19 protein-coding genes are annotated in these 20,742 nt (G+C 56.5%); 9 read left to right on the top strand and 10 right to left on the bottom strand.

What is annotated here, in order from left to right; genetic code table 11:
• Positions 1–231: 231 nt before the first annotated feature.
• A complete protein-coding gene (gene gyrB / locus E1297_RS35735; protein ID WP_155146627.1) occupies positions 232–2,649 on the bottom strand; it encodes a DNA topoisomerase (ATP-hydrolyzing) subunit B in 2,418 nt (805 codons plus the stop codon).
• A 125-nt stretch (positions 2,650–2,774) separates the two neighbouring features.
• The gene (locus tag E1297_RS35740; protein ID WP_155146629.1) at positions 2,775–3,347 is read right to left on the bottom strand and encodes a TetR/AcrR family transcriptional regulator; all 573 of its coding nucleotides are present in this window, start codon (positions 3,345–3,347) and stop codon (positions 2,775–2,777) included.
• Positions 3,348–3,446: 99 nt separating this feature from the next.
• Between E1297_RS35740 and E1297_RS35745 the strand changes: the two genes are divergently transcribed.
• The gene (locus E1297_RS35745; protein ID WP_155146631.1) at positions 3,447–4,013 is read left to right on the top strand and encodes a carboxymuconolactone decarboxylase family protein; all 567 of its coding nucleotides are present in this window, start codon (positions 3,447–3,449) and stop codon (positions 4,011–4,013) included.
• On the opposite strand, the gene recF is transcribed toward E1297_RS35745, so the two are convergent.
• From recF to E1297_RS35780, 7 genes are all read right to left on the bottom strand, one after another.
• Positions 4,010–5,107, bottom strand: a complete 1,098-nt coding sequence (gene recF, locus E1297_RS35750; protein WP_155146633.1) for a DNA replication/repair protein RecF — start codon at positions 5,105–5,107, stop codon at positions 4,010–4,012. The two genes, E1297_RS35745 and recF, sit on opposite strands and share 4 nt — an antisense overlap.
• 44 nt (positions 5,108–5,151) lie before the next feature.
• On the bottom strand, positions 5,152–6,273 hold the full coding sequence (gene dnaN, locus E1297_RS35755; RefSeq protein WP_155146635.1) for a DNA polymerase III subunit beta: 1,122 nt from the start codon (positions 6,271–6,273) through the stop codon (positions 5,152–5,154).
• A 228-nt stretch (positions 6,274–6,501) separates the two neighbouring features.
• On the bottom strand, positions 6,502–7,911 hold the full coding sequence (gene dnaA / locus E1297_RS35760) for a chromosomal replication initiator protein DnaA (RefSeq protein ID WP_155146637.1): 1,410 nt from the start codon (positions 7,909–7,911) through the stop codon (positions 6,502–6,504).
• 543 nt (positions 7,912–8,454) lie between these two features.
• Positions 8,455–8,718 (bottom strand): 30S ribosomal protein S20, encoded by a 264-nt coding sequence (gene rpsT / locus E1297_RS35765; protein ID WP_155146639.1) that lies wholly within the window; start codon positions 8,716–8,718, stop codon positions 8,455–8,457.
• Between the two features lie 232 nt (positions 8,719–8,950).
• Positions 8,951–9,727: an enoyl-CoA hydratase gene (locus E1297_RS35770; protein WP_155146641.1), complete on the bottom strand. Its 777-nt coding sequence runs from the start codon at positions 9,725–9,727 to the stop codon at positions 8,951–8,953.
• 66 nt (positions 9,728–9,793) lie between these two features.
• Positions 9,794–10,645, bottom strand: a complete 852-nt coding sequence (gene mutM / locus E1297_RS35775; RefSeq protein WP_155146643.1) for a bifunctional DNA-formamidopyrimidine glycosylase/DNA-(apurinic or apyrimidinic site) lyase — start codon at positions 10,643–10,645, stop codon at positions 9,794–9,796.
• Positions 10,603–11,283, bottom strand: coding sequence for a hypothetical protein (locus tag E1297_RS35780; protein WP_155146644.1), 681 nt, complete (start codon positions 11,281–11,283; stop codon positions 10,603–10,605). Before E1297_RS35780 ends, mutM begins: the two co-directional genes overlap by 43 nt.
• 166 nt (positions 11,284–11,449) lie before the next feature.
• Between E1297_RS35780 and ubiE the strand changes: the two genes are divergently transcribed.
• Both ubiE and ubiB read left to right on the top strand, forming a co-directional pair.
• Entirely contained in the window at positions 11,450–12,202 is a 753-nt protein-coding gene (ubiE, locus tag E1297_RS35785; RefSeq protein WP_155146646.1) for a bifunctional demethylmenaquinone methyltransferase/2-methoxy-6-polyprenyl-1,4-benzoquinol methylase UbiE, read from the top strand.
• A gap of 3 nt (positions 12,203–12,205) precedes the next feature.
• The gene (gene ubiB / locus E1297_RS35790) at positions 12,206–13,735 is read left to right on the top strand and encodes a 2-polyprenylphenol 6-hydroxylase (protein WP_155146648.1); all 1,530 of its coding nucleotides are present in this window, start codon (positions 12,206–12,208) and stop codon (positions 13,733–13,735) included.
• Positions 13,736–13,797: 62 nt separating this feature from the next.
• Here the strand turns inward: ubiB and E1297_RS35795 are convergent, their stop codons facing one another.
• Entirely contained in the window at positions 13,798–14,973 is a 1,176-nt protein-coding gene (locus E1297_RS35795; RefSeq protein WP_155146650.1) for an acetyl-CoA C-acyltransferase family protein, read from the bottom strand.
• Positions 14,974–15,090: 117 nt separating this feature from the next.
• On the opposite strand from E1297_RS35795, the gene E1297_RS35800 reads away from it, so the two are divergent.
• From E1297_RS35800 to E1297_RS35825, 6 genes are all read left to right on the top strand, one after another.
• Complete coding sequence (locus E1297_RS35800; RefSeq protein ID WP_155146652.1) at positions 15,091–15,657, top strand: helix-turn-helix domain-containing protein; 567 nt, start codon at positions 15,091–15,093, stop codon at positions 15,655–15,657.
• 109 nt (positions 15,658–15,766) lie between these two features.
• Positions 15,767–16,954 carry a glycine C-acetyltransferase gene (locus E1297_RS35805; protein ID WP_155146654.1) on the top strand — a complete coding sequence of 396 codons (1,188 nt, stop codon included), beginning with the start codon at positions 15,767–15,769 and terminating at the stop codon, positions 16,952–16,954.
• Positions 16,951–17,901: a PLP-dependent cysteine synthase family protein gene (locus tag E1297_RS35810; RefSeq protein WP_155146656.1), complete on the top strand. Its 951-nt coding sequence runs from the start codon at positions 16,951–16,953 to the stop codon at positions 17,899–17,901. The genes E1297_RS35805 and E1297_RS35810 overlap by 4 nt, the downstream gene beginning before the upstream one ends.
• A gap of 19 nt (positions 17,902–17,920) precedes the next feature.
• Positions 17,921–18,949 carry an L-threonine 3-dehydrogenase gene (gene tdh, locus E1297_RS35815; protein WP_155146903.1) on the top strand — a complete coding sequence of 343 codons (1,029 nt, stop codon included), beginning with the start codon at positions 17,921–17,923 and terminating at the stop codon, positions 18,947–18,949.
• 64 nt (positions 18,950–19,013) lie between these two features.
• Positions 19,014–19,901: a tryptophan 2,3-dioxygenase gene (locus tag E1297_RS35820; protein ID WP_155146658.1), complete on the top strand. Its 888-nt coding sequence runs from the start codon at positions 19,014–19,016 to the stop codon at positions 19,899–19,901.
• A complete protein-coding gene (locus E1297_RS35825; protein ID WP_155146660.1) occupies positions 19,901–20,731 on the top strand; it encodes an alpha/beta hydrolase in 831 nt (276 codons plus the stop codon). Before E1297_RS35820 ends, E1297_RS35825 begins: the two co-directional genes overlap by 1 nt.
• Positions 20,732–20,742 lie beyond the last annotated feature (11 nt).

Consider the following 20,742-nt stretch of genomic DNA (forward strand, 5'->3'; position numbering starts at 1 on the left):
CTGCGCATCGCAGATCTTCGCGAGATTCCAAGCGAAAAGGCCGCATGGAATCCAAGGCTCCTTAGGGAGGCCCTATGCGGGTTGAGCGCCGCAAAGGTCTATAACCGCAACGACTACGCCAAAAACTGATTGAACTTATCGGTGCGGCAGACAGTCGTGCAACGCAAAACTATGCGCGTACCACGCTAAAATATGGTGTGTGCGAAGTGTTATCCGCACACCTGCATATTGTCAGAAATCCAGATTTTCGACGCTCAGCGCATTTTTCTGAATAAACTCACGGCGTGGTTCGACCACATCACCCATCAGCTTGGTGAACAGGTCATCAGCCTCGACCATATCGTCCACTCGTACCTGCAGAAGCGTCCGCGCATCCGGGTCCAGTGTGGTCTCCCAAAGCTGATCTGGGTTCATCTCACCCAGACCTTTATAGCGTTGCAGCGACAGGCCTTTTTCGCCCTCTTCCAGAATGGCGCGCAACAGGTCCAGCGGCCCGTGGATAACCTGAGACCGGTCGCGGCGGATCAGTGTCGCCGGAGTGTTGTAGATCTCTTGCAAGCTCTGGGTGAAGCTGCCGGTTTTGCGTGCCTCGCCCGAACGCAGCATGGGTCCGTCCAAGGTGCGAACTTCTTCGACGCCACGCAGGATACGTGCCAGACGGATGCCGTGGTCCTGAGTGATCCGACCTTGCCAACCGCGCTCGTATTCCAGTGCGATCAGGTCGAGACGCGCGGCAACTTTGTCGGCCACACCTTGCAGGTCGGCATCGACCGCGCCGGGCACGAAAGCTCCGGCGACAGCGGCCTGTTCCAGGATATGCCGCGGATAATGCGTCGGGAAGGCATCCAGAACGCGTTTCAGTTGGCGCGCTTCGTCCACAACACGGGTCAGGTCCTGACCGACGATCTCTTCGCCCGAGCCCAGTTTCAGTACCGCCCCTTCGACGCCCTGGTTGATCAGGTAGTCGTCCAGTGCCGCCTGATCCTTCAGGTAAACCTCTGATTTACCGCGCGAAACCTTGTAGAGCGGCGGCTGCGCGATATAGAGGTAACCGCCCTCGATCAGCTCCGGCATTTGCCGGTAGAAGAAGGTCAACAACAGTGTCCGGATGTGCGCGCCATCCACGTCGGCATCGGTCATGATAACGATCTTGTGGTAGCGAAGCTTTTCGATGTTGAACTCATCGCGGCCAATACCGGTGCCCAACGCCATAACAAGATTGCCGATTTCCTGAGACGACAGCATCCGATCAAATCGCGCGCGCTCAACGTTCAAGATTTTCCCGCGCAGGGGCAGTACGGCCTGTGTCAAGCGATCCCTGCCCGTCTGAGCAGAACCACCAGCCGAGTCACCCTCGACAAGGAAAACCTCGGTCTTGGACGGATCCTTCTCGGAACAATCTTTCAGCTTTCCGGCCAGATAGTTCACATCCATCGCCGTTTTGCGGCGGGTCAGTTCGCGCGCCTTACGGGCGGCTTCGCGGGCCAAAGCCGCTTCGATGATCTTGCCGACAATGGTCTTGGCCTCGTTCGGGTTCTCTTCGAACCACTCGGCCAGTTTTTCGTTCATCAGACCTTCGACCGCAGGGCGGACTTCGGACGATACCAGCTTATCCTTGGTCTGGGACGAGAATTTCGGATCAGGCACTTTGACCGACAACACGCAGGTCAGACCTTCGCGGGCGTCATCGCCGGTAAAGCTGACCTTTTCCTTCTTCGCGATCCCGCTGGACTGCGCATAGTTGTTGATCGTCCGGGTCAGCGCCCCCCGGAAACCGGCCACATGGGTGCCGCCATCGCGCTGCGGGATGTTGTTGGTGAATGGCAAAACAGTCTCGTGATAGCTGTCATTCCACCACATCGCGATTTCAACGCCGATGTCGTCGCGTTCGCCTTTGATGTAAATCGGTTCGGGCATCGCGGCCGTCTTGGAACGGTCGAGATACTTTACGAACTCTTTCACACCGCCTTCGTAGAACAGTTCCGTCTCAAGCCGTTCAGCCGGGCGCTCGTCGATCAGTATGATCCGTACGCCCGAGTTCAGGAAGGCAAGCTCGCGAAGGCGCTTTTCCAGTGTCTCGAACGAGTACTCCAGGTTCGAAAACGTATCCGTCGAGGCAAGGAAACGCACCTCGGTTCCCGTCCGGTCACCGCATTCAGCGACAACTTTCAGATGCTCGGTGGTCTCGCCACCTTCAAACCTTGCAACGTGTTCCTTTCCGTTGCGCCAGACACGCAACTCCAGCCAGTTCGACAGGGCATTCACCACCGAAACGCCCACGCCGTGCAGACCACCAGACACTTTGTACGAGTTGCTGTCGAACTTACCGCCAGCGTGCAGCTGGGTCATGATAACCTCGGCAGCCGAGACGCCCTCTTCCGGGTGAATATCGACCGGAATCCCGCGCCCGTTGTCGCTGACCGAGACACTGGAATCGGCATGAATCTTGACCGTCACATGGTCGGCGTGACCAGCCAAAGCTTCGTCAATTCCGTTGTCGACAACCTCGTACACCATGTGGTGCAGACCCGAGCCATCGTCGGTGTCGCCGATATACATACCGGGGCGCTTGCGTACGGCTTCCAAGCCCTTGAGAACCTTGATGGAATCCGCGCCATATTCTTGTGGTGCCTGTGCGTCTTCGGACATGCCGTTAGTACCTATATTATTTTGGTAACTTATACGTTTTCTGGGGGGGAATGTCACGCGCTCCCCCAATATTTTGTGTCAGCCGAGGTTGATTACGTTCGATACAGCAGATGTGCGCCGAAACCTCACAATTGATCGATATCGGTCGCTATGTCCGCAGCAATTTCCTGCGCGTTTACATCCTTTCGCTCAGCAGACAACCGAAGACCCAGAAGATCAGATTGGTAGCGCGTTGCAAGCCGGTTCGGATCATGATCCGAAGCGATATCCCCTGCCTCCTGCGCACGGCGAAACAGATCGGCAAAACACGCCTTCATCTCTGCCATATGAATGCCCGCTGCTTCGGCGAGTGCGTGATCTTTGGCCTGCAGTTCCGCGTATGTTTTGGCCAGCATGCAAGCTTTTGCGGGGGCATCGCTGGCCTCAATAACAAGCCGTGGCTGCGCCTTCAAAGCCTCAAGCGGACCCAGCTTGTCAGCAAGCGCCTTTAGCCTCGCAATCCCTTCCTGCGCGTAGCGTTCCAAAGCCAAGCCATACAGCGCATCCTTGGACCCAAATGCCGCATAAAAACTGCCGGGTTTCAGTTTCAGTTCGCGCTCCAGATCCTTCAGCGACGTCCCGGCCCAACCCTGACGCCAAAAGATATCCCTGGCCTGGGCGATCAGAGCATCACGGTCATATTCGGGTTTGCGTGGCATTGTCTTCACCAATTCTTGAACGGTTGCTCAAATATATACTTGAGTGATCGCTCAAGAAAGACTATTTCTGCCTCAACGCGCCAGAAAAGGAGTTTTCAAATGGCCAACTTCCCGTCCCACGATCTCGAATCCGCCCCTGAGGGATCCAAACCACTGCTGGAAAAATCGCAGGCCGCATTTGGCCGCCTGCCTGGCCTGCACAAGGTGATGGCGGAAAGCCCCCAGCACCTGGAAGGCTATCAGGTGCTGCACGGCCTGTTCTTGCAGACCGATTTCGACAACGATGAGAAAACCGTCGTTTGGCAGACCATCAACGTGGAAAACGAATGCCACTACTGCGTCCCTGCTCACACCGGTATCGCCAAGATGATGAAGGTTTCGGACGACATCACCGAAGCCCTGCGCAATGAAACCCCGCTGCCCAACGCAAAACTGGAAGCGCTGCGCACATTTACGCTGCAAGTCATGGACTCTCGCGGCAACCCAACCGAAGAGCAGCTGCAGGCGTTCTTCGACGCAGGTTATTCGCACCGTGCGGTTCTGGATGTGGTTCTGGGCCTCGCGCAGAAAACCATGTCGAACTACGTCAACCACATGGCAAAGACACCTGTCGACGAAGTTATGCGTGGTTTCCTGTGGGAGCGTAAGGTCAGCGAACCCGCCTAAGAGCTTACGACCGAGCCGTCGTCGCCTTCGGAAACGATCAGCGTCTGGGCTCGGTCACCCAATTCCGCAAACAGTTCAGGCCCGGTGCCCGTCATCCAGGCCTGAGCACCCAAAGCACAGATCTCGTCATACAGCGCCGCACGGCGATCCGCGTCCAGATGCGCGGCCACCTCATCCAGCAACACAATCGGTGGAGCACCCACCATCCCTGCCAGCGCCCGCGCGTTGGAGAGGATCAGCGAAACCAGCAGCGCCTTCTGCTCACCGGTCGAACAATCCTTTGCCGGAACACCCTTGGCCGCAAACACACCGTACAAATCCGACCGATGCGGACCCACCAAAGTCCTGCCCGCAGCCAGATCGCGAAAGCGGCTTTCATTCAGCGCTTCCCGCAGATCGTCAGCTGTTTCCGGCATCGCACCTTCGGTTTGAACCAGTTCCAGATCAGCAGATGGAAAGGCTGTTTCAGCCTGATCCTGTGCGCTTCGCAGATGATCCAACGCTGACAGGCGTGCGGTTTGTATCCGGTGCCCCGTCTCGGCCATCTGACCTTCCAACGCTGCGTACCAGTGGGCATCGCGCACCTGCTCTTTCAACAGGCGATTACGCTCCCGCATGGATTTTTCATAGGTCAGCGAAGCCTCGGCATGTGCCGGATCGAAGCTCAACGCGATCCGATCCAGAAATCGTCGCCGTCCTTCTGCGCCTTCGATCCACAACCTGTCCATGGAAGGAACCAACCAGACGACTCGTGCCAGTTTACCCAGTTCGATCTGACTGGACGCCTTGTCATCAATGCGAACCTGGCGCGCGGCACCGCCCTCGGACCAGGTTTCGATCTCAAATTGTTGTCCTTGCGCCTGCAATAGCCCCGACAGCTTCCAGCCCAAAGCCTCGGGTCGTCTTGTCATCTCGGCCGCACTCGCCCGTCGCATACCGCGACCGGGCGAAAACAAGGACACCGCTTCAAGGATGTTGGTCTTACCCGCCCCGTTTGGCCCGTGTATGGCCACCGGCCGCCCATCCAGCGACATTCGCGCCAACTTGTGCGACCGAAAATGCGAGACCGTAAGCTTGGTCAGGGCCAAAGCCATGACCCCTCCCTTCTGTTAGTTCACGTCTGTCAGGAGCAACGCGATCAGACGCGCATCGGCATGACAACATACACTGCGCTCTGGTCATTGCCTTCACGCATCAGGGTCGGATCACCTGCCGAGTTGAACATGAATACCGCGTTCTCGCGGTCGACCTGAGATGCGATCTCGAGCAGATATTTGGCGTTAAAGCCGATCTCGAGGCGCTCATCCCCGTAGGCTACGGCCAGCTCTTCCTCAGCCGCACCGCTATCGGGGGCGTTGACGGACAAGACCAGCTTGTCGCCATCCAGCTGCAACTTTACCGCGCGCGAACGCTCTGACGAAACTGTCGCGACCCGATCCACGGCTTGCGCGAATTCGGCGGCGTCCACCTCAAGCTTGCGCGTGTTGCCCTGAGGGATAACGCGTGTGTAGTCGGGGAAGGTTCCGTCGATAACTTTCGAAGTCAGAGTGATGTCGGGTGTCGCGAACCGTACTTTGGTTTCGCTGACCGAGACCGCGATATCCATCTCATCGTCGTCCAGCAGCTTGCGCAACTCACCTACGGTTTTGCGCGGCACGATTACACCGGGCATGTCAGCAGCCCCATCAGGCAGGTCTGCATCGATGCGGGCCAGACGGTGCCCATCGGTTGCCACACAACGCAGAACTTTGCCACCTTCGGAGCCATCAGCGACATGCATATAGACACCGTTCAGATAGTAGCGCGTCTCTTCGGTTGAGATGGCAAATTTCGATTTGTCGAACAACCGGCGCAGCAAGGCAGCCGAAGCGGTAAAGTTCGACTGGTACTCCGAGGACGCCATGACCGGGAAATCTTCTTTTGGCAGCGTTGCCAGCGAAAAGTTCGAGCGCCCCGCTTCAACGGTCAGACGGCCTGCCGCACTATCAGCAGTCAATGTCACCAATGCGCCGTCGGGCAGTTTCCGCACGATCTCATGCAGGGTCGTCGCTGCGACGGTTGTAGCGCCCGCCTTTTCGACCTGCGCCGGCGCCTTGTCGACAACCTCGATATCCAGATCGGTGGCACGGAACAAAGCCTGATCACCTTCGGCTTCGATCAATACGTTCGCCAGGATCGGAATTGTGTTTCGGCGTTCCACAACGGATTGGGCCTGCGAGACGGCCTTGAGAAGGGTGCCGCGTTCGATGCTGATCTTCATACCCTCAATTCCTCTGACTTGAGTGCCGTTATGGGCGGGACTGGCAAGTTAGCGGTTCAGCCCTGAGGCACAAGGATTTTTTACGGATTTCTGGGTCGGAATGACCAAACGGTCAAGAGGCGCGTGTTGCATTTGGCACAGTTCCTCGGCGACCGTGGACAATACCGCACAAGAAAACGCCCCGAACCCGTTTATCCGAGGCGTTGTGTTCCGAGTTACCGGACGAACTCAGGCTTCGAGTGACCGGCGCAGCATCTCGACATCTTCGGCGATCTGACCGTCGGTCAGCTTCAGCTCTTCGATGCGCTTTACGCCGTGCATTACGGTGGTGTGATCTCGGCCACCAAAGCGGCGTCCAATCTCCGGCAGCGAGCGGCTGGTCAATTGCTTGCAAAGATACATCGCCACCTGACGCGGACGGGCATAGGAGCGCAGGCGTTTAGGGCCGATGATGTCGGACAGGCGGATGTTGTAGTAGTCTGAAACTTTGCGCTGGATCTCTTCGACTGTGATCTTGCGCTCTGATGCGCGCAGCACATCTGCCAGGCAGTCCTGCGTCAGTTCCATGTCGATTTCGCGACCCACCAGCGAAGCGAATGCAAACAGACGGGTCAACGCGCCTTCCAAAACGCGTACGTTGGTTGAAATGCGATGCGCGAGAAACTCGAGCACACCATCGGCGATGGTCAGATCCGGATAGGTGCTGCTGTATTGCTGTACTTTGTTCTGCAGGATGCCCAGACGCAGTTCGTAATCGGTCGGGTGCAGATCAACAACCAGACCACATTGCAGGCGTGACTTTACACGATCCTCAAGATCCTTGATTTCACCCGGGGCGCGGTCGGCAGAGATGATGATCTGTTTGTTCTGATCCACCAACGCGTTAAACGTGTGGAAGAACTCTTCCTGAGTCGAATCTTTGCCTGCGATAAATTGCACGTCATCAACCATCAGCACGTCGACCGAGCGGAACAGATGTTTGAAATCCATCATCCGACGCTCGCGCAGGGCCTGCACAAAGCGATACATGAACTGTTCTGCCGACAGGTAGAGCACATTGAGTTCGGGGCGTTTGGTTTTCAGCTCCCACGCGATGGCATGCATCAGGTGGGTTTTACCCAGACCGACACCCCCATACAGGACCAGCGGATTGAATGTGACGGGACCACCCTCGGAGACGCGGCGCGCAGCGGCATGGGCCAATTCATTGGGCTTGCCGACCACAAAGCTCTCAAATGTAAAACGGGCGTCAAGTGGCGCGGCCTGCAGGGATTCCAGCGCATCACTCGCAGTATCTGACGGATAAGATGCTTCGGGTTGCACCGGCGCGACGGTTTCGGAGACCGCTGCGAGGGCTGGCTCTGCCACTGGCGCAGCAACGGGGCGCGCAGGTGAATTGGCCGCTACACGAAAGGCAAGGCGCTGAACCGATTCACCCGAGGTGTTCAGCTCATACAGAATGAGGTCCGCAAAATTCTGACTGACATAGTTGCCCATAAAGTTGGTCGGCACCGAAAATACAGCCACACCATCCTGCAACTCCTGGAATTCCAGAGGTTCGATCCAGGTGGTGAAATTGTTCCGGCCGATGGCCTTCAGCAACTTGCTACGCAGTTGTCCCCATTTCTCTTGTGTCATTAAGCGCCTCACGCATCCCATTCTTTATTGGCCTGTCGGCCTTATTAATGTGTCCGGTCTCCCGGCTTCTGGCGTTCACTCGCACAAAGGTATCCTTGCGCCGAACCAAGGGATTCGGCGGATAATTTCTTCTTCGCCCGCACAACAGCAGTTTGGCCACGTCCCACAGCAGGCACGTCCCCAGAAACAGGGTTGCGCGTTACCTTTCAATTTTTAGACAGGGCTAAGATCGTCGGTGATCCCGAGATCCGTAGCAGATCGTCAAACCAGTTCGAGCCGGTTGCCGACATTCGTCAATGGATCGTCCTGATGCCCGTCAGTATGATCGCAATGACAGCCTGTCCCCCCAAGCGAGTGAATCGCTGAATCAGTGGTAACAAGAGGCAGCGGGTCGCGGCAACGAAACTCTGATATTGACTCGGGTCTTTGGCCGAAAGAATCTCTCAGATTTGTGAAGACGCGGCATTCAGGCAACAATGAAAAAGGCGCCGCAATCCGCGACGCCCCTTTGAACGATCTAAGTCAACAATAGTTGACGTAAGGTCAACCCAGCGCCTTCACGCGAGCCGACAGGCGCGACATTTTACGTGCCGCTGTGTTCTTGTGGAAAACACCTTTTGTGACGCCGCGCATCAGTTCAGGCTGAGCGACGCGCAGAGCTGCGGTTGCTGCTTCCTTGTCACCGGATGCGATTGCTTCTTCTACCTTACGCAGGAAGGTACGGATGCGCGAACGACGTGCTTTGTTGATTGCGAAGCGCTTGTCGTTCTGACGAGCGCGCTTCTTAGCCTGGGGCGAATTTGCCATGTGTATCTCTGACCTTTGTTCGGTTCGATTGTCTCAGGGTTGCGCGCCACGGACATTTCCGTACCGGATCAGGGATCACGAGTGTGATTCTGGCCAAGCGGGCCGCACGCGCATGTATAGCGGCGCTGCATATCCAAGTTTGCTGTATTTGCCAAGCCGAATCTTCAACGGTGCATAGCAGGTATGAAAAAGGCGGGCCCTGCCCGCCTCATCCGATCAGCTATTTCGGCGTTTACTTGTCCCGAAACTGCGCTGCCCGTTTTTCGAGAAACGCTGCCATGCCTTCCTTCTGGTCTTCGGTCGCGAACATCGAGTGGAAGACCCGGCGTTCGAACAGCATGCCCTCGCTCAGCGGCAATTCATAGCTGCGATTCACCGCCTCTTTGGCCGCCATTGCGCTAAGCAGCGATTTCTCAGCGATCTTCTGTGCTGCACCCACAGCCTCTTCGATCAGCTTCTTGGATGGGACAACCCGACTGACAAGACCCGAGCGTTCGGCCTCTTCCGCGTCCATGAAACGGCCTGTCAGGTTCATGTCCATCGACTTGGATTTGCCAACAAAGCGAGTCAGGCGCTGGCTGCCACCCATTCCGGCAATAACACCAAGGTTGATCTCGGGCTGGCCAAACTTGGCAGTGTCCGCGGCAATGATGAAGTCACACATCATCGCGACCTCACAGCCACCGCCCAACGCATAGCCGGCAACAGCTGCGATGATCGGTTTGCGGATCGCGGCAATCCGATCATTTACATCGGCAAACAGGTTTTCAGTGTAAACTTCAACATAGCTCTTCTCGGACATTTCCTTGATGTCCGCGCCAGCGGCAAAGGCCTTGTCAGAACCGGTGATGACGATGCAACGCACCTTGTCATTCTGGTCCGCATCTTCCAGCGCATCGCACAGTTCACTCAAAAGTTGAGTGTTCAGAGCATTCAGCGCATCCGGTCTGTTGAGCTTGATTAGGGCGACGTGGTCTTCAATTTCGACGATGATCGTCTCAAAAGCCATGAGGTCTAAGCTTTCGGTTGTTCCGTTCAGATACGATTCCTTATCACGCGAAAAACTTGGATCAAGCTATCTTTGGCATTGCGCACAATAGAATGATGAGCGACCGGACTGAGTGATTCTCTTTACTTTCGCGTCACAACCTTCTGTTCTGCACGGCTCATCTTCACGGCCATACACATCAAAACTGTGCTGAAAATATCCAAGTTCTCCATCGGCTTGACGGAAATCCCGCAAGGATGATCCCCCCGCCCTGATCGCCTCTTCCAGAACCTGGCGGATGATCGGAACCAATGCCGCTACACGTTGCTCGGAAATCTGCCCTGCTTTGCGACGTGGCGACACTCCGCCGCGATAAAGCGCTTCACACACATAGATATTACCCAATCCGGCAACGATTCTCTGATCCAGCAGCGCTGACTTCACCGGAGTGTTCTTACTTCGAAACGCGTCGATCAAATGCTGCTCGTGAAAATCATTCCCAAGAGGTTCAGGCCCCAGAACAGACAACAGCTTGTGTTCGTGGGCAGTATCTGTCGGCAGCAAATCCATCGCCCCAAACCGGCGGGGATCGTTGAAGGTGATCCGTGCACCATTGGCCATGTGAAACACGACGTGGTCATGCTTTTCCGGTGCAGGGTGATTGTGAACAAACTGGCCCAGCGGATCGCCGGATACCGTCATCCGCCCTGACATGCCCAAATGAATCAGCAAGGTTTCACCGCTGTCTAAATCGGCCAGAATATACTTCGACCGTCGACGTAAACGATCCACCCGTTGACCGGACAGCCGCTCTGCCATCTGATCAGGGAACGGCCAACGCAGGTCCGGACGGTTCACGTCGGCGCGTTCAATGACAACGCCTTCCATCGCGGGGCTTAGCCCGCGGCGGACCGTTTCGACTTCGGGAAGTTCCGGCATGCGCTCTCCTGATTTGCCGCAAGAGCATTTTCCAGCGCCTGCACCATTTCATCATGTCCGGTTACATATTTCAGAATCCGTGCCGTCTTCCCATCAGAAAAACGCAGCACATAGGTCCCGTGATGCCTGAGGCTGATTTTGGTCAGCTTGGTCAAATCAAAGTAGCGCCGTTGAAACAGCCAACCCGTTGTGACCAATTCGGTCCCATCAATCGTCACCGTATTCACCAGATGAAAGACTAGGGTGTAGATGACCAACCCGACCAGCGACAGCTTGATCCACAGTATTGTTTCTGCCTCCAAACCCGGGAAAACCTTGTCATCGGGCATCAGCTCGGGTTGGAAAAAACTGATGTTGAGCACATTGAAAAACGCAATCGCGATCAGGACCAGCAAACCCGGTGTCGTTCGAAAGGTCAGCCGCGTCAGCGATTGCTGAGCAGGCCGTTCGCTGCCCGCGCGGGAGATTGCCTCGTCCACAGGGTCATTGGGAAAATGTCTGGCGACGGCGTCCAGTTTGTCACCCACCCCTTCGGCACGATGCACGCGCCGGATCGTGCGAAACACCGCTCTGATCCGCCATCCCAAAAATATCAGCACCAGAAGAATGGACAACAAGACTGCCAGAACGTTTGCCAACGGGGAAAACTCCGTTTGTTCAAAATACCTGCCTGTCGTCTTATGCAGCGACTAAGGAAAATCTGTGGCGCGCCTGTCCGATCGCCCCCCTGCTACCATTTCGCGCGATTGTCTTCCCCGCGCTGAGGCCTATAAGGATGAGCAACACAGGCAGAGGCGTCCATTCATGTCCGACACCAACGACAAGACCACCCATTTCGGGTTTGAAACCGTCCCCGAGGCCGACAAGGCCGGCCGCGTGCAGGGCGTTTTCAACTCGGTTGCCTCGAAATACGACGTGATGAACGATGTCATGTCGATGGGCATTCACCGGGTTTGGAAAGACGCGATGATGGACTGGCTTGCCCCCCGGCCCGGTCAGCATCTTCTGGATGTGGCCGGTGGGACAGGCGATATCTCATTCAGGTTCCTGAAACGTGCAGGTCACGGCCAAGCGACAGTGCTGGACCTGACGGAGCCGATGTTGGTCGAAGGTCGCCAGCGCGCCGAGGCTGACCAGATGTCGGACAGCCTGAGTTGGGTGGTCGGCGATGCCATGGCCCTGCCTTTCGACGACAACACTTTCGACGTTTACACCATCTCATTCGGCATCCGAAACGTGACCCGCCCGCAAGAGGCGCTAAACGAGGCGTTTCGTGTCCTCAAACCCGGTGGACGGCTGATGGTGTTGGAGTTCAGCCAGTTGCCGAATGACGGGCTGCAAAAGCTCTATGACCTCTACAGTTTCAACGTCATCCCCCGGATGGGAAAACTGATCGCCAATGATTACGACAGCTATCAGTATCTCGTGGAATCGATCCGCAAGTTCCCCGATCAGGAGACATTCCTGAGCATGGTCCGAACAGCAGGATTTGAGAATGCCAAGTATCGCAATCTCAGCATGGGCATCGCCGCGCTGCATTCCGGCTGGAAGATCTGATACATGCGCGGACCTCATAACATTATCCGCCTGATCCGGACAGGCGCCACTTTGGAGCGGACCGGTGCCATGAACGTGGTGCTGGACGCTTTCGAAGCACCACGTGCTTTGCGTATCGTGGCGCACACTCTGGGCAAACCATTCCAGTGGTTGGGCTACAAGGGCGATCCGGACATGCCGCCCGCCACACGCGCGCTGACGGCGCTGGGTCCGGCATACATCAAATTTGGTCAGGTGCTGTCGACCCGCCCGGACGTGGTCGGTGATGAACTGGCCGAGCAGCTGCGTGTTCTGCAGGATAAACTGCCCCCCTTCTCTCGCGCCGAGGCGATGGCCGAAGTGGAGAAAGAACTGGGCCAACCAGTCGACGAGTTATTCAACGAATTCAGCGAGCCCATTGCGGCGGCTTCGATCGCTCAGGTTCACAAGGCCAAACGGGCCAGCACTGGCGAAGAGGTCGCTGTCAAAGTTCTGCGCCCAGGGATCGAACGCGCCTTCCGCAAGGACGTGGACGCCTTCTATTTCGCAGCTCGCATCGTGCAGCTGTTTGCCCCGGGTGCGCGACGCCTGCGTCCGATGGATGTCATCGAACATTTTGATGGTGTGGTCCGTGGAGAGCTGGACCTGAGGCTCGAAAGCGCTGCAGCATCGGAATACCAAGCCAACACCAAAGATGATGAAGGCTTCTGGTTGCCACCTGTTGTGTGGTCATTGTCCGCGCGCCGCGTCATGACACTTAGCTGGGCAGACGGTATTCCGCTGGGCGACAATGACGCGCTGGATGCCGCCAATCATGATCGCCATTCGCTGGCGGAACGCGTCCTGCGCCTGTTCCTGATGCACGCGTTGCGGGATGGATATTTTCATGCCGACATGCATCAGGGCAACCTGAAGGTTGCCGCCAATGGTGACATCATTGCCTATGATTTTGGCATCATGGGCCATATCGATGAATACACGCGCCGGGTGTATGCCGAGATACTGTTCGGCTTCATCCGTCGCGATTACAAACGCGTGGCCGAGGTTCATTTCGAAGCCGGATATGTCCCTGCCAATCAGGATGTAGACGAGTTCGCCCGCGCACTGCGCGCGGTGGGTGAGCCCATCTTTGGCATGGACGCCACCCATATCTCGATGGGTCGGCTACTCAACTATCTATTCGAAGTCACCGAACGTTTCGGCATGGAAACACGGACTGAACTGATCCTTTTGCAGCGCACGATGGTAGTGGTTGAAGGCGTCGCACGTTCACTGGATCCGCACATCAATATCTGGGAAGTCGCGCGCCCCGTTGTCGAAGACTACATCAAAAAGTCGATCGGTCCGCGTGCGGCTCTGCGCGATTTTGGCAAGACCGCACTGGTTCTCGCACGTTTTGGACCGCGCCTGCCTGATCTGGTCGAAAACGCTTTGATTGCGCAGACTCACAAAGATGAGCCAAAGAGCTCAGGTGTTTTGCCTATGCTCCTGCCGGCGGCCATTGGTGCCATTGCAGGTGCGGCGGCCGTAATGCTGATGAGCTCTCTGGGCTAAACACACCCAAAGAGCCCAGAGTTTTCAAGATGGTTTTGGGGGCAATCTGCCCCCGTTTCGTATCAGAGACGCTCGATTGCGATTGCGATCCCCTGACCACCGCCAATGCACATGGTGATCAGACCTTTCGATCCCCCGGTACGCTCCAGTTCATACAGCGTCTTCAGGGTGATGATCGCACCGGTTGCCCCAACCGGATGACCCAGAGCGATCGCTCCACCATTCGGATTCACCTTGGCGGCGTCCAGCCCCAGTTCCTGATTGACGGCGAGTGCCTGAGACGCAAACGCTTCGTTGCTTTCGATCACATCGAAATCTTCAACCGACAGGCCGGTCTTTGCCATCAGGTTCTGCACTGCCGGTACAGGCCCGATCCCCATAACCTCGGGACGAACACCTGCATGTCCATATCCCAGAATGCGGGCCTTTGGCTTAAGGCCTGCTTTGTCGGCAGCATCTGCCGTGGCCAGAACCATCGCTGCCGCACCATCATTGATGCCCGATGCGTTGCCTGCAGTAACACGGCCATCTTTTTTGAACACTGGCCGCAATCCGGCGAGCGCCTCGGCGGTTGTGGCTTTGGGATGTTCGTCAACCTTGAAATCCACCATGTCACGCTTGACCTTCACCTGGACCGGAGTGATCTGGTCGTCGAAGTATCCCGCATCAATGGCCGAGGCAGCGCGGGTCTGACTGGACAGAGCAAACTCATCCATCTGTTCACGCGTGATCTGATGTTCGTCGGCAACGTTTTCAGCTGTCACCCCCATGTGCCCGGTTCCAAACGGGCAGTTCAGCGCACCCAGCATCATGTCCATCGAGGTTACATCGCCCATTTTTGCACCCCAGCGGGCCTGCGGCACGATATACGGACTGCGCGACATGCTTTCGGCCCCGCCTGCAACCGCGAACTCTGCATCCCCCAGCATCAGGGACTGGACCGCAGATACAACAGCCTGCGCGCCGGACCCACATAGACGGTTTACGTTCATTGCCGGCGTTTCATTCGGAATGCCCGCCTGCATCGCAGCGACACGCGAAAGATACATGTCGCGTGGTTCGGTACTGATCACATTGCCAAACACCACATGACCGATTTGACCACCTTCGACGCCCGAACGTTCCATCGCCGCTTCGGTGACGACCGTTGCCAGATCGATGGGTGCAGTCGAGGCAAGCGCCCCGCCGAATGTGCCGATAGCCGTGCGGGCTCCGTCCAGTATCACAATGTCGGTCATGTCTCTCTCCTCTTGGATTTGGGCGCAGTATGCATCTGCAGCATTGAGCTGTCCCACAGGACGTTCCGTCACTGTCGGAATTGACAACGGATCGTCAAGCGCGCATGAAATTCCGTCATGACGGAAGACTCAAACGATATCCTGACACGTCTGCCCGCCCGCCTGAAAGAGGCACGTCGGGCAAAAGGATTGTCACTGGAAGCTGTAGCCAATCTCAGCGGCGTATCACGATCCATGGTCAGCCAGATCGAACGGGGCGAAAGCAGCCCGACAATTTCGACGCTGTGGAACCTCACCCGTGCACTGCAGGTGGATTTTGCCGGATTGCTGGAAGAGGCCGACGGTACGGATCAGATCGAAGTTCTAAGAAACTCCGAAGTCCCCAGCATCGACAATATGGGACAGGCCTGCCGTATCCGCATCCTATCTCCACCCGAAGAAGCCGGCGGGCATGAAGTCTATGATATCTCCTTTGATCGGGACGGTGCATTGAACAGCCAGCCCCATACTCGGGGAGCACAGGAACAACTGACCGTTCTGGAAGGGTCCGTCCGGGTCACCTCCGGAACAGCCACGATGGATCTGAGGCAGGGTGACACTGCGCGTTATGCGGCTGATGTACTGCATTCGATTTCGTCACTTGATGGTCCCGCCCGGGTTTTCCTGATCGTAAAAAACGCCTGACACCGGCGAATATCCGCCTTCACGGAAACTTTTCCGCAATTTTGACATTCCCCTATTTGGGAAATGCATCCGTTATGTTAGATACGCGACTCAGAACAAGGAGATCGCCATGGCAGACGCATTCCTGTCCCATATCACGGACACCCTCGCGCAGATCGAATCCGAAGGTCTGTACAAACGCGAGCGAATGATCACCTCGCCTCAGGGCGGTGAGATTACGGTGGGCGACAAACAGGTGATCAACCTGTGCGCCAACAATTATCTGGGTCTGGCCGATCACCCTGCGCTGATCGACGCTGCCAAGGGCGCGATGGAGCCCAAGGGGTTCGGCATGGCCTCGGTCCGGTTCATCTGCGGCACGCAGGACATACACCGTGAGCTTGAGCAGAAACTGGCAAAGTTCCTGAACAAGGACGATTCGATCCTGTTCGCTGCATGTTTCGACGCCAATGGCGGGTTGTTCGAGCCCCTGCTGGGGCCCGAAGACGCTATCATCTCGGACAGTCTGAACCACGCCTCGATCATCGACGGCGTGCGGCTGTGCAAAGCCAAGCGCTATCGCTACCTGAACAACGACATGAACGACCTCGAAGCCTGGCTCAAACAGGCCCGCGAGGATGGTGCACGGCACATCATGATCGCCACCGACGGCGTATTTTCGATGGACGGCTATCTGGCCAACCTGCCGAAAATCCGGGAGCTGGCAGACAAATACGATGCTATCGTCATGGTCGATGATTGCCACGCTACTGGCTTTATGGGGCCGAACGGCGCCGGGACGCCGGATCATTTCGGCGTCGACGTGGACATTCTGACGGGAACTCTGGGCAAAGCACTTGGGGGGGCAATCGGCGGTTATATCGCCGGGCCGCAGCCAGTGATCGATCTGCTACGGCAGCGGGCGCGGCCCTATCTGTTCTCAAACTCGCTGCCGCCGTCCATCGTCGCCGCCGGGCTTGAGGCGATCCGTCTGGTCGAAGAGGGCGACATGTTGCGCGCTCAGCTGTTCGGAAATGCGAAATACTGGCGTGCAGGTCTGGAGAAACTGGGGTTTGATCTGCTGCCCGGAGAACATCCAATCATTCCAGTCATGCTGGGTGAGGCCACTTTGGCACAAGAAATGGCGTCGCGACTGTTCGATGAGGGTGTCTATGTTTCGGGCTTCTTCTTCCCCGTCGTGCCGCGCGGGCAGGCCCGTATCAGGACGCAGATGAATGCGGCTCTGACAAAGGATGAACTGGACCGGGCACTTACAGCCTTTGGTAAAGTCGGCAAAGAGTTGGGGATTATCTCTTGATCCTGCCATCGGTCATAGACGTTATCGGAAACACACCGCTGGTGGAGCTTTCGCGAGTGACACGCTCGCTTGGGCTTGAGGGGCGCATTCTGGCCAAGCTGGATTATCTGATGCCAGGTTTTTCCAAGAAAGACCGGGCTGCGCGATCTATCATCGAAATCGCCCGGGCTAATGGTTCACTCCTGCCCGAGCAAACCGTTGTTGAGCTGACCTCGGGCAATATGGGCACTGGCCTCGCGATTGTTTGCGGAATTCTCGGGCATCCGTTTGTCGCAGTCATGAGCGCAGGAAACTCGGTCGAACGCGCCCGAATGATGCGTGCGCTAGCGGCCGAAATTGTCATTGTTCCACAGGCGTCAGGCAGCAAACCGGGTGAAGTTTCAGGCGCTGATCTGGCGTTGGTCGATCAGGAAGCGACGCGCATCACCCTTGAACGTGATGCATTCCGGGCAGACCAGTTTGGGCATGCGGGTAATCCTGCTGCCCACGAAACCGGAACCGGCCCTGAAATCTGGGATCAGTCAGGTGGCGAAATTACAGCGTTCTGCGATTTTGCCGGATCAGGTGGCACATTGGCGGGTGCTGCAAGATTTCTGTCACCACTTGGTGTCCGATGCTACGCGGTTGAGCCTCAAGGCGCACGTGCGCTGGCAGGGGAAGCGGTATCTACCCCAGATCATCCGATCCAGGGTGGTGGTTATGCGATGAATGATCTTGTTCATATGCGAGATGCGCCCATAGCAGACTATCTTTCCGTGACGGGTGAAGAAGCCCGCGAGAATGCCAGACTGCTGGCAAGCCGCGAAGGGATATTTGCCGGGTATTCCGCCGGGGCAAATCTCGCCGCTGCAATCCAATTACTGCGAGGCCCCGAACGTGGTGGCTGCGTTGCAATTGTCATGTGCGACAGCGGCCTGAAATATCTTTCAACGGACTTATGGGAGTGATCTGATGCGTGCAAACACGATGAAAGCATTGGAAAAATCCAAACCGGAAGAAGGACTGTGGAAGGTACAGGCTCCGGTCCCTGAGATCGGCCCGGAGGAGGTGCTGATCCGCATCAGGAAAACAGGGATTTGCGGGACCGATATCCACATCTGGAACTGGGATGACTGGGCCTCGCACACTGTACCGGTACCGCTGATCACAGGTCATGAGTTCGCAGGCGAAATCGTCGAGATCGGGCGCAATGTGACCGGGCTTGAGATTGGTCAGCGCTGCTCGGGCGAAGGACACCTGATTGGTACCGACAGTCGTCAAAGCCGGGCGGGCAAGTTCCACCTCGACCCCGGCACGCGAGGGATCGGTGTGAACGAACAGGGCGCGTTCGCTGAGTACCTGAAGCTGCCCGCGTTCAATGTCGTACCTTTGCCCGATGATATCCCTGATGAAATCGGCGCCATTCTCGACCCATTGGGGAATGCAGTGCATACGGCGCTGAGTTTTGATCTGCTGGGGGAAGATGTGCTGATCACTGGCGCAGGGCCGATCGGCATCATGGCGGCGGCCGTTGCCCGCCATGCCGGGGCACGGCACGTGGTGATCACCGATATCAACCCGGATCGTCTAAAACTGGCTGAACATGTTGTACCAACACTGCGCGCGGTCGATGTCAGTAAAGAGGATCTGCAGGACGTCATTCACGAGCTTGAGATGAAAGAAGGGTTTGATGTCGGGCTGGAAATGTCAGGCTCTCAGGCCGCGCTTGATCAGATGGTCGAAGCTCTGGTGATGGGTGGAAAAATTGCGCTTTTGGGCATTCCACCCGGCAAATCGCCGGTTGATTGGAGCCGCATCGTCTTTAAGGCAATCACCATCAAAGGCGTTTATGGCCGTGAAATGTTTGAAACCTGGTATAAGATGATTGCGATGTTGCAGAATGGCCTGGATGTCAGCCGCGTCATAACGCACGAGTTTCCTGTCGATGATTTCGCCAAGGGTTTTGCTGCCATGAAATCAGGTCAATCCGGCAAGGTGGTTCTGGACTGGGGCTAACACACTGGAAAGTTGCAAAACTAGCCCCTAAACAGGTGCAAAAATCACCGAAGGGAGGGGCAATATGGGTGACAAAAACAAAGACGACCGCCTGTTGGAACGGGGGATCGAAGACTCTCTGGTCACCGATTTTGCGGACACTCATCGCAAAAGCTATGGCGATTTCCTGCAACTCAAGACCCTGCTGAATCTGCAGAAGACCTTTCAGGAACCAGCGCAGCCGGATGAGATGTTGTTCATCATCATCCATCAGGTCAGCGAGCTGTGGCTGAAACTGATGCACCACCAATTGGTCGAGGTGCGCCGTTTCCTGCAGCAGGACGAATTTGGCCCGGCCATGAAGAATCTGGACCGGATCAAAGCCATTCAGCGGCAATTGATTACAGCTTGGGAAACTCTGCTGACCATGACGCCAGCCGACTACATGACGTTCCGGCAGGCCCTGGGCAGCTCATCCGGGTTTCAAAGCTATGGCTACCGTCAGATCGAGTTCATTCTGGGCAATAAAGATCCATCTACGCTGAAAGTGCATGAACATGACACTGAGGTCATGGAAATGCTGAACGCCGCGCTGACCAAACCTTCGCTCTATGATGAGGTCTTGCATATGCTGGCCCGGCAGGGTTTTGATGTGCCACAGGATTTGATCGAACGTGATTACGCGCAACCCTATTCAGGTGACCCGCGTATTGTTAAAATCTGGGTCGAGGTGTTCCGCAATACGGACGAGTATTGGGACCTTTATGCGCTGGCCGAAAAGCTGATGGACGTCGAGTCGCTGTTCCAGCGTTGGCGCTTTGATCATGCCACTGCGGTAGAGCGTGTGATCGGCATGCAACCCGGCACAGGGGGTTCCAGCGGTGTTGCGTTCTTGCGCAAAGCGTTGGAGTTGCGGTTCTTTCACGATCTCTACGACATGCGGACAGAACTGATGTATAGCGAGCAAAGCTGATGTTGTATCGCGGATTTAGTCAAACCGAACTCAATCAGGAGTATTCCCCCAGCTCGATGGTTGGCGGTGACATCACACCGTATCTTGCCAGCTACAAAGCACTTAGTGCGCAGGCACGCGACGATCTGACAGTTCAGGAAAACCTCAGATATGGCGACAGTCCGGAACACGTTCTGGACTTCTTCCCCTCGCAAAAGCCCGGGGCACCCCTGCACGTATTCATTCACGGCGGGTATTGGCAGGCGCTCAGTCAGCGCGAATCGGCGATGATGGCCCCTGCCCTGATAGAAAGTGGACACGCCTTTGCCACGCTGAACTATACGATTGCTCCAAAGGCACGTCTGGGACAGATGATCGATGAATGCCGCCAGGCTTTGCTATGGCTAGCTGGTCGGGCAAAGGAACTGGGTTTTGATCCGTCAAGGATCACCTTGTCCGGACACAGCGCCGGGGGGCATCTGGCATCAATGGTGATGGCCAGTTCTTCTGATGTTCTGGCCCGATCAGGGTTGCGCGTCCGCGATGTGATCCTGATCAGCGGAGTGTTCGATCTTGAACCGATCTCTCTGACACCCGTAAACGACCCGCTGCAGCTGAGCCCGGTCGAGGTTCACGACCTCTCACCCAATTTGCATCTGCCAACGCCGGGGCCACGCTATCGAGTGATCGTTGCCGAGAGGGACACGCCTGAATTCATCCGCCAAAGTCGGGATTATGCCGAACTGCTGCGTCGGGCCGGGCACTCGGTCAGCTTTGATCTGCAAATGGGGATGCATCATTTCGATATCATCCTGCATCCAGGAACGTTTTTAACGACCCACACCGATTGAGCCTTGAAGGT

The organism is Roseibium sp. RKSG952 (assembly GCF_009711355.1).

Bases quoted from the DNA above. Each gene is read 5' to 3' on its own strand.
- E1297_RS35820 (WP_155146658.1), top strand. From the start codon at position 19,014: ATGGGTGACAAAAACAAAGACGACCGCCTGTTGGAACGGGGGATCGAA.
- E1297_RS35740 (WP_155146629.1), bottom strand. From the start codon at position 3,347: ATGCCACGCAAACCCGAATATGACCGTGATGCTCTGATCGCCCAGGCC.
- gyrB (WP_155146627.1), bottom strand. From the start codon at position 2,649: ATGTCCGAAGACGCACAGGCACCACAAGAATATGGCGCGGATTCCATC.
- ubiB (WP_155146648.1), top strand. From the start codon at position 12,206: ATGCGCGGACCTCATAACATTATCCGCCTGATCCGGACAGGCGCCACT.
- E1297_RS35825 (WP_155146660.1), top strand. From the start codon at position 19,901: ATGTTGTATCGCGGATTTAGTCAAACCGAACTCAATCAGGAGTATTCC.
- E1297_RS35800 (WP_155146652.1), top strand. From the start codon at position 15,091: ATGACGGAAGACTCAAACGATATCCTGACACGTCTGCCCGCCCGCCTG.
- E1297_RS35745 (WP_155146631.1), top strand. From the start codon at position 3,447: ATGGCCAACTTCCCGTCCCACGATCTCGAATCCGCCCCTGAGGGATCC.
- recF (WP_155146633.1), bottom strand. From the start codon at position 5,107: ATGGCTTTGGCCCTGACCAAGCTTACGGTCTCGCATTTTCGGTCGCAC.
- E1297_RS35770 (WP_155146641.1), bottom strand. From the start codon at position 9,727: ATGGCTTTTGAGACGATCATCGTCGAAATTGAAGACCACGTCGCCCTA.
- dnaA (WP_155146637.1), bottom strand. From the start codon at position 7,911: ATGACACAAGAGAAATGGGGACAACTGCGTAGCAAGTTGCTGAAGGCC.
- rpsT (WP_155146639.1), bottom strand. From the start codon at position 8,718: ATGGCAAATTCGCCCCAGGCTAAGAAGCGCGCTCGTCAGAACGACAAG.
- ubiE (WP_155146646.1), top strand. From the start codon at position 11,450: ATGTCCGACACCAACGACAAGACCACCCATTTCGGGTTTGAAACCGTC.
- E1297_RS35795 (WP_155146650.1), bottom strand. From the start codon at position 14,973: ATGACCGACATTGTGATACTGGACGGAGCCCGCACGGCTATCGGCACA.
- dnaN (WP_155146635.1), bottom strand. From the start codon at position 6,273: ATGAAGATCAGCATCGAACGCGGCACCCTTCTCAAGGCCGTCTCGCAG.
- E1297_RS35805 (WP_155146654.1), top strand. From the start codon at position 15,767: ATGGCAGACGCATTCCTGTCCCATATCACGGACACCCTCGCGCAGATC.
- tdh (WP_155146903.1), top strand. From the start codon at position 17,921: ATGAAAGCATTGGAAAAATCCAAACCGGAAGAAGGACTGTGGAAGGTA.
- mutM (WP_155146643.1), bottom strand. From the start codon at position 10,645: ATGCCGGAACTTCCCGAAGTCGAAACGGTCCGCCGCGGGCTAAGCCCC.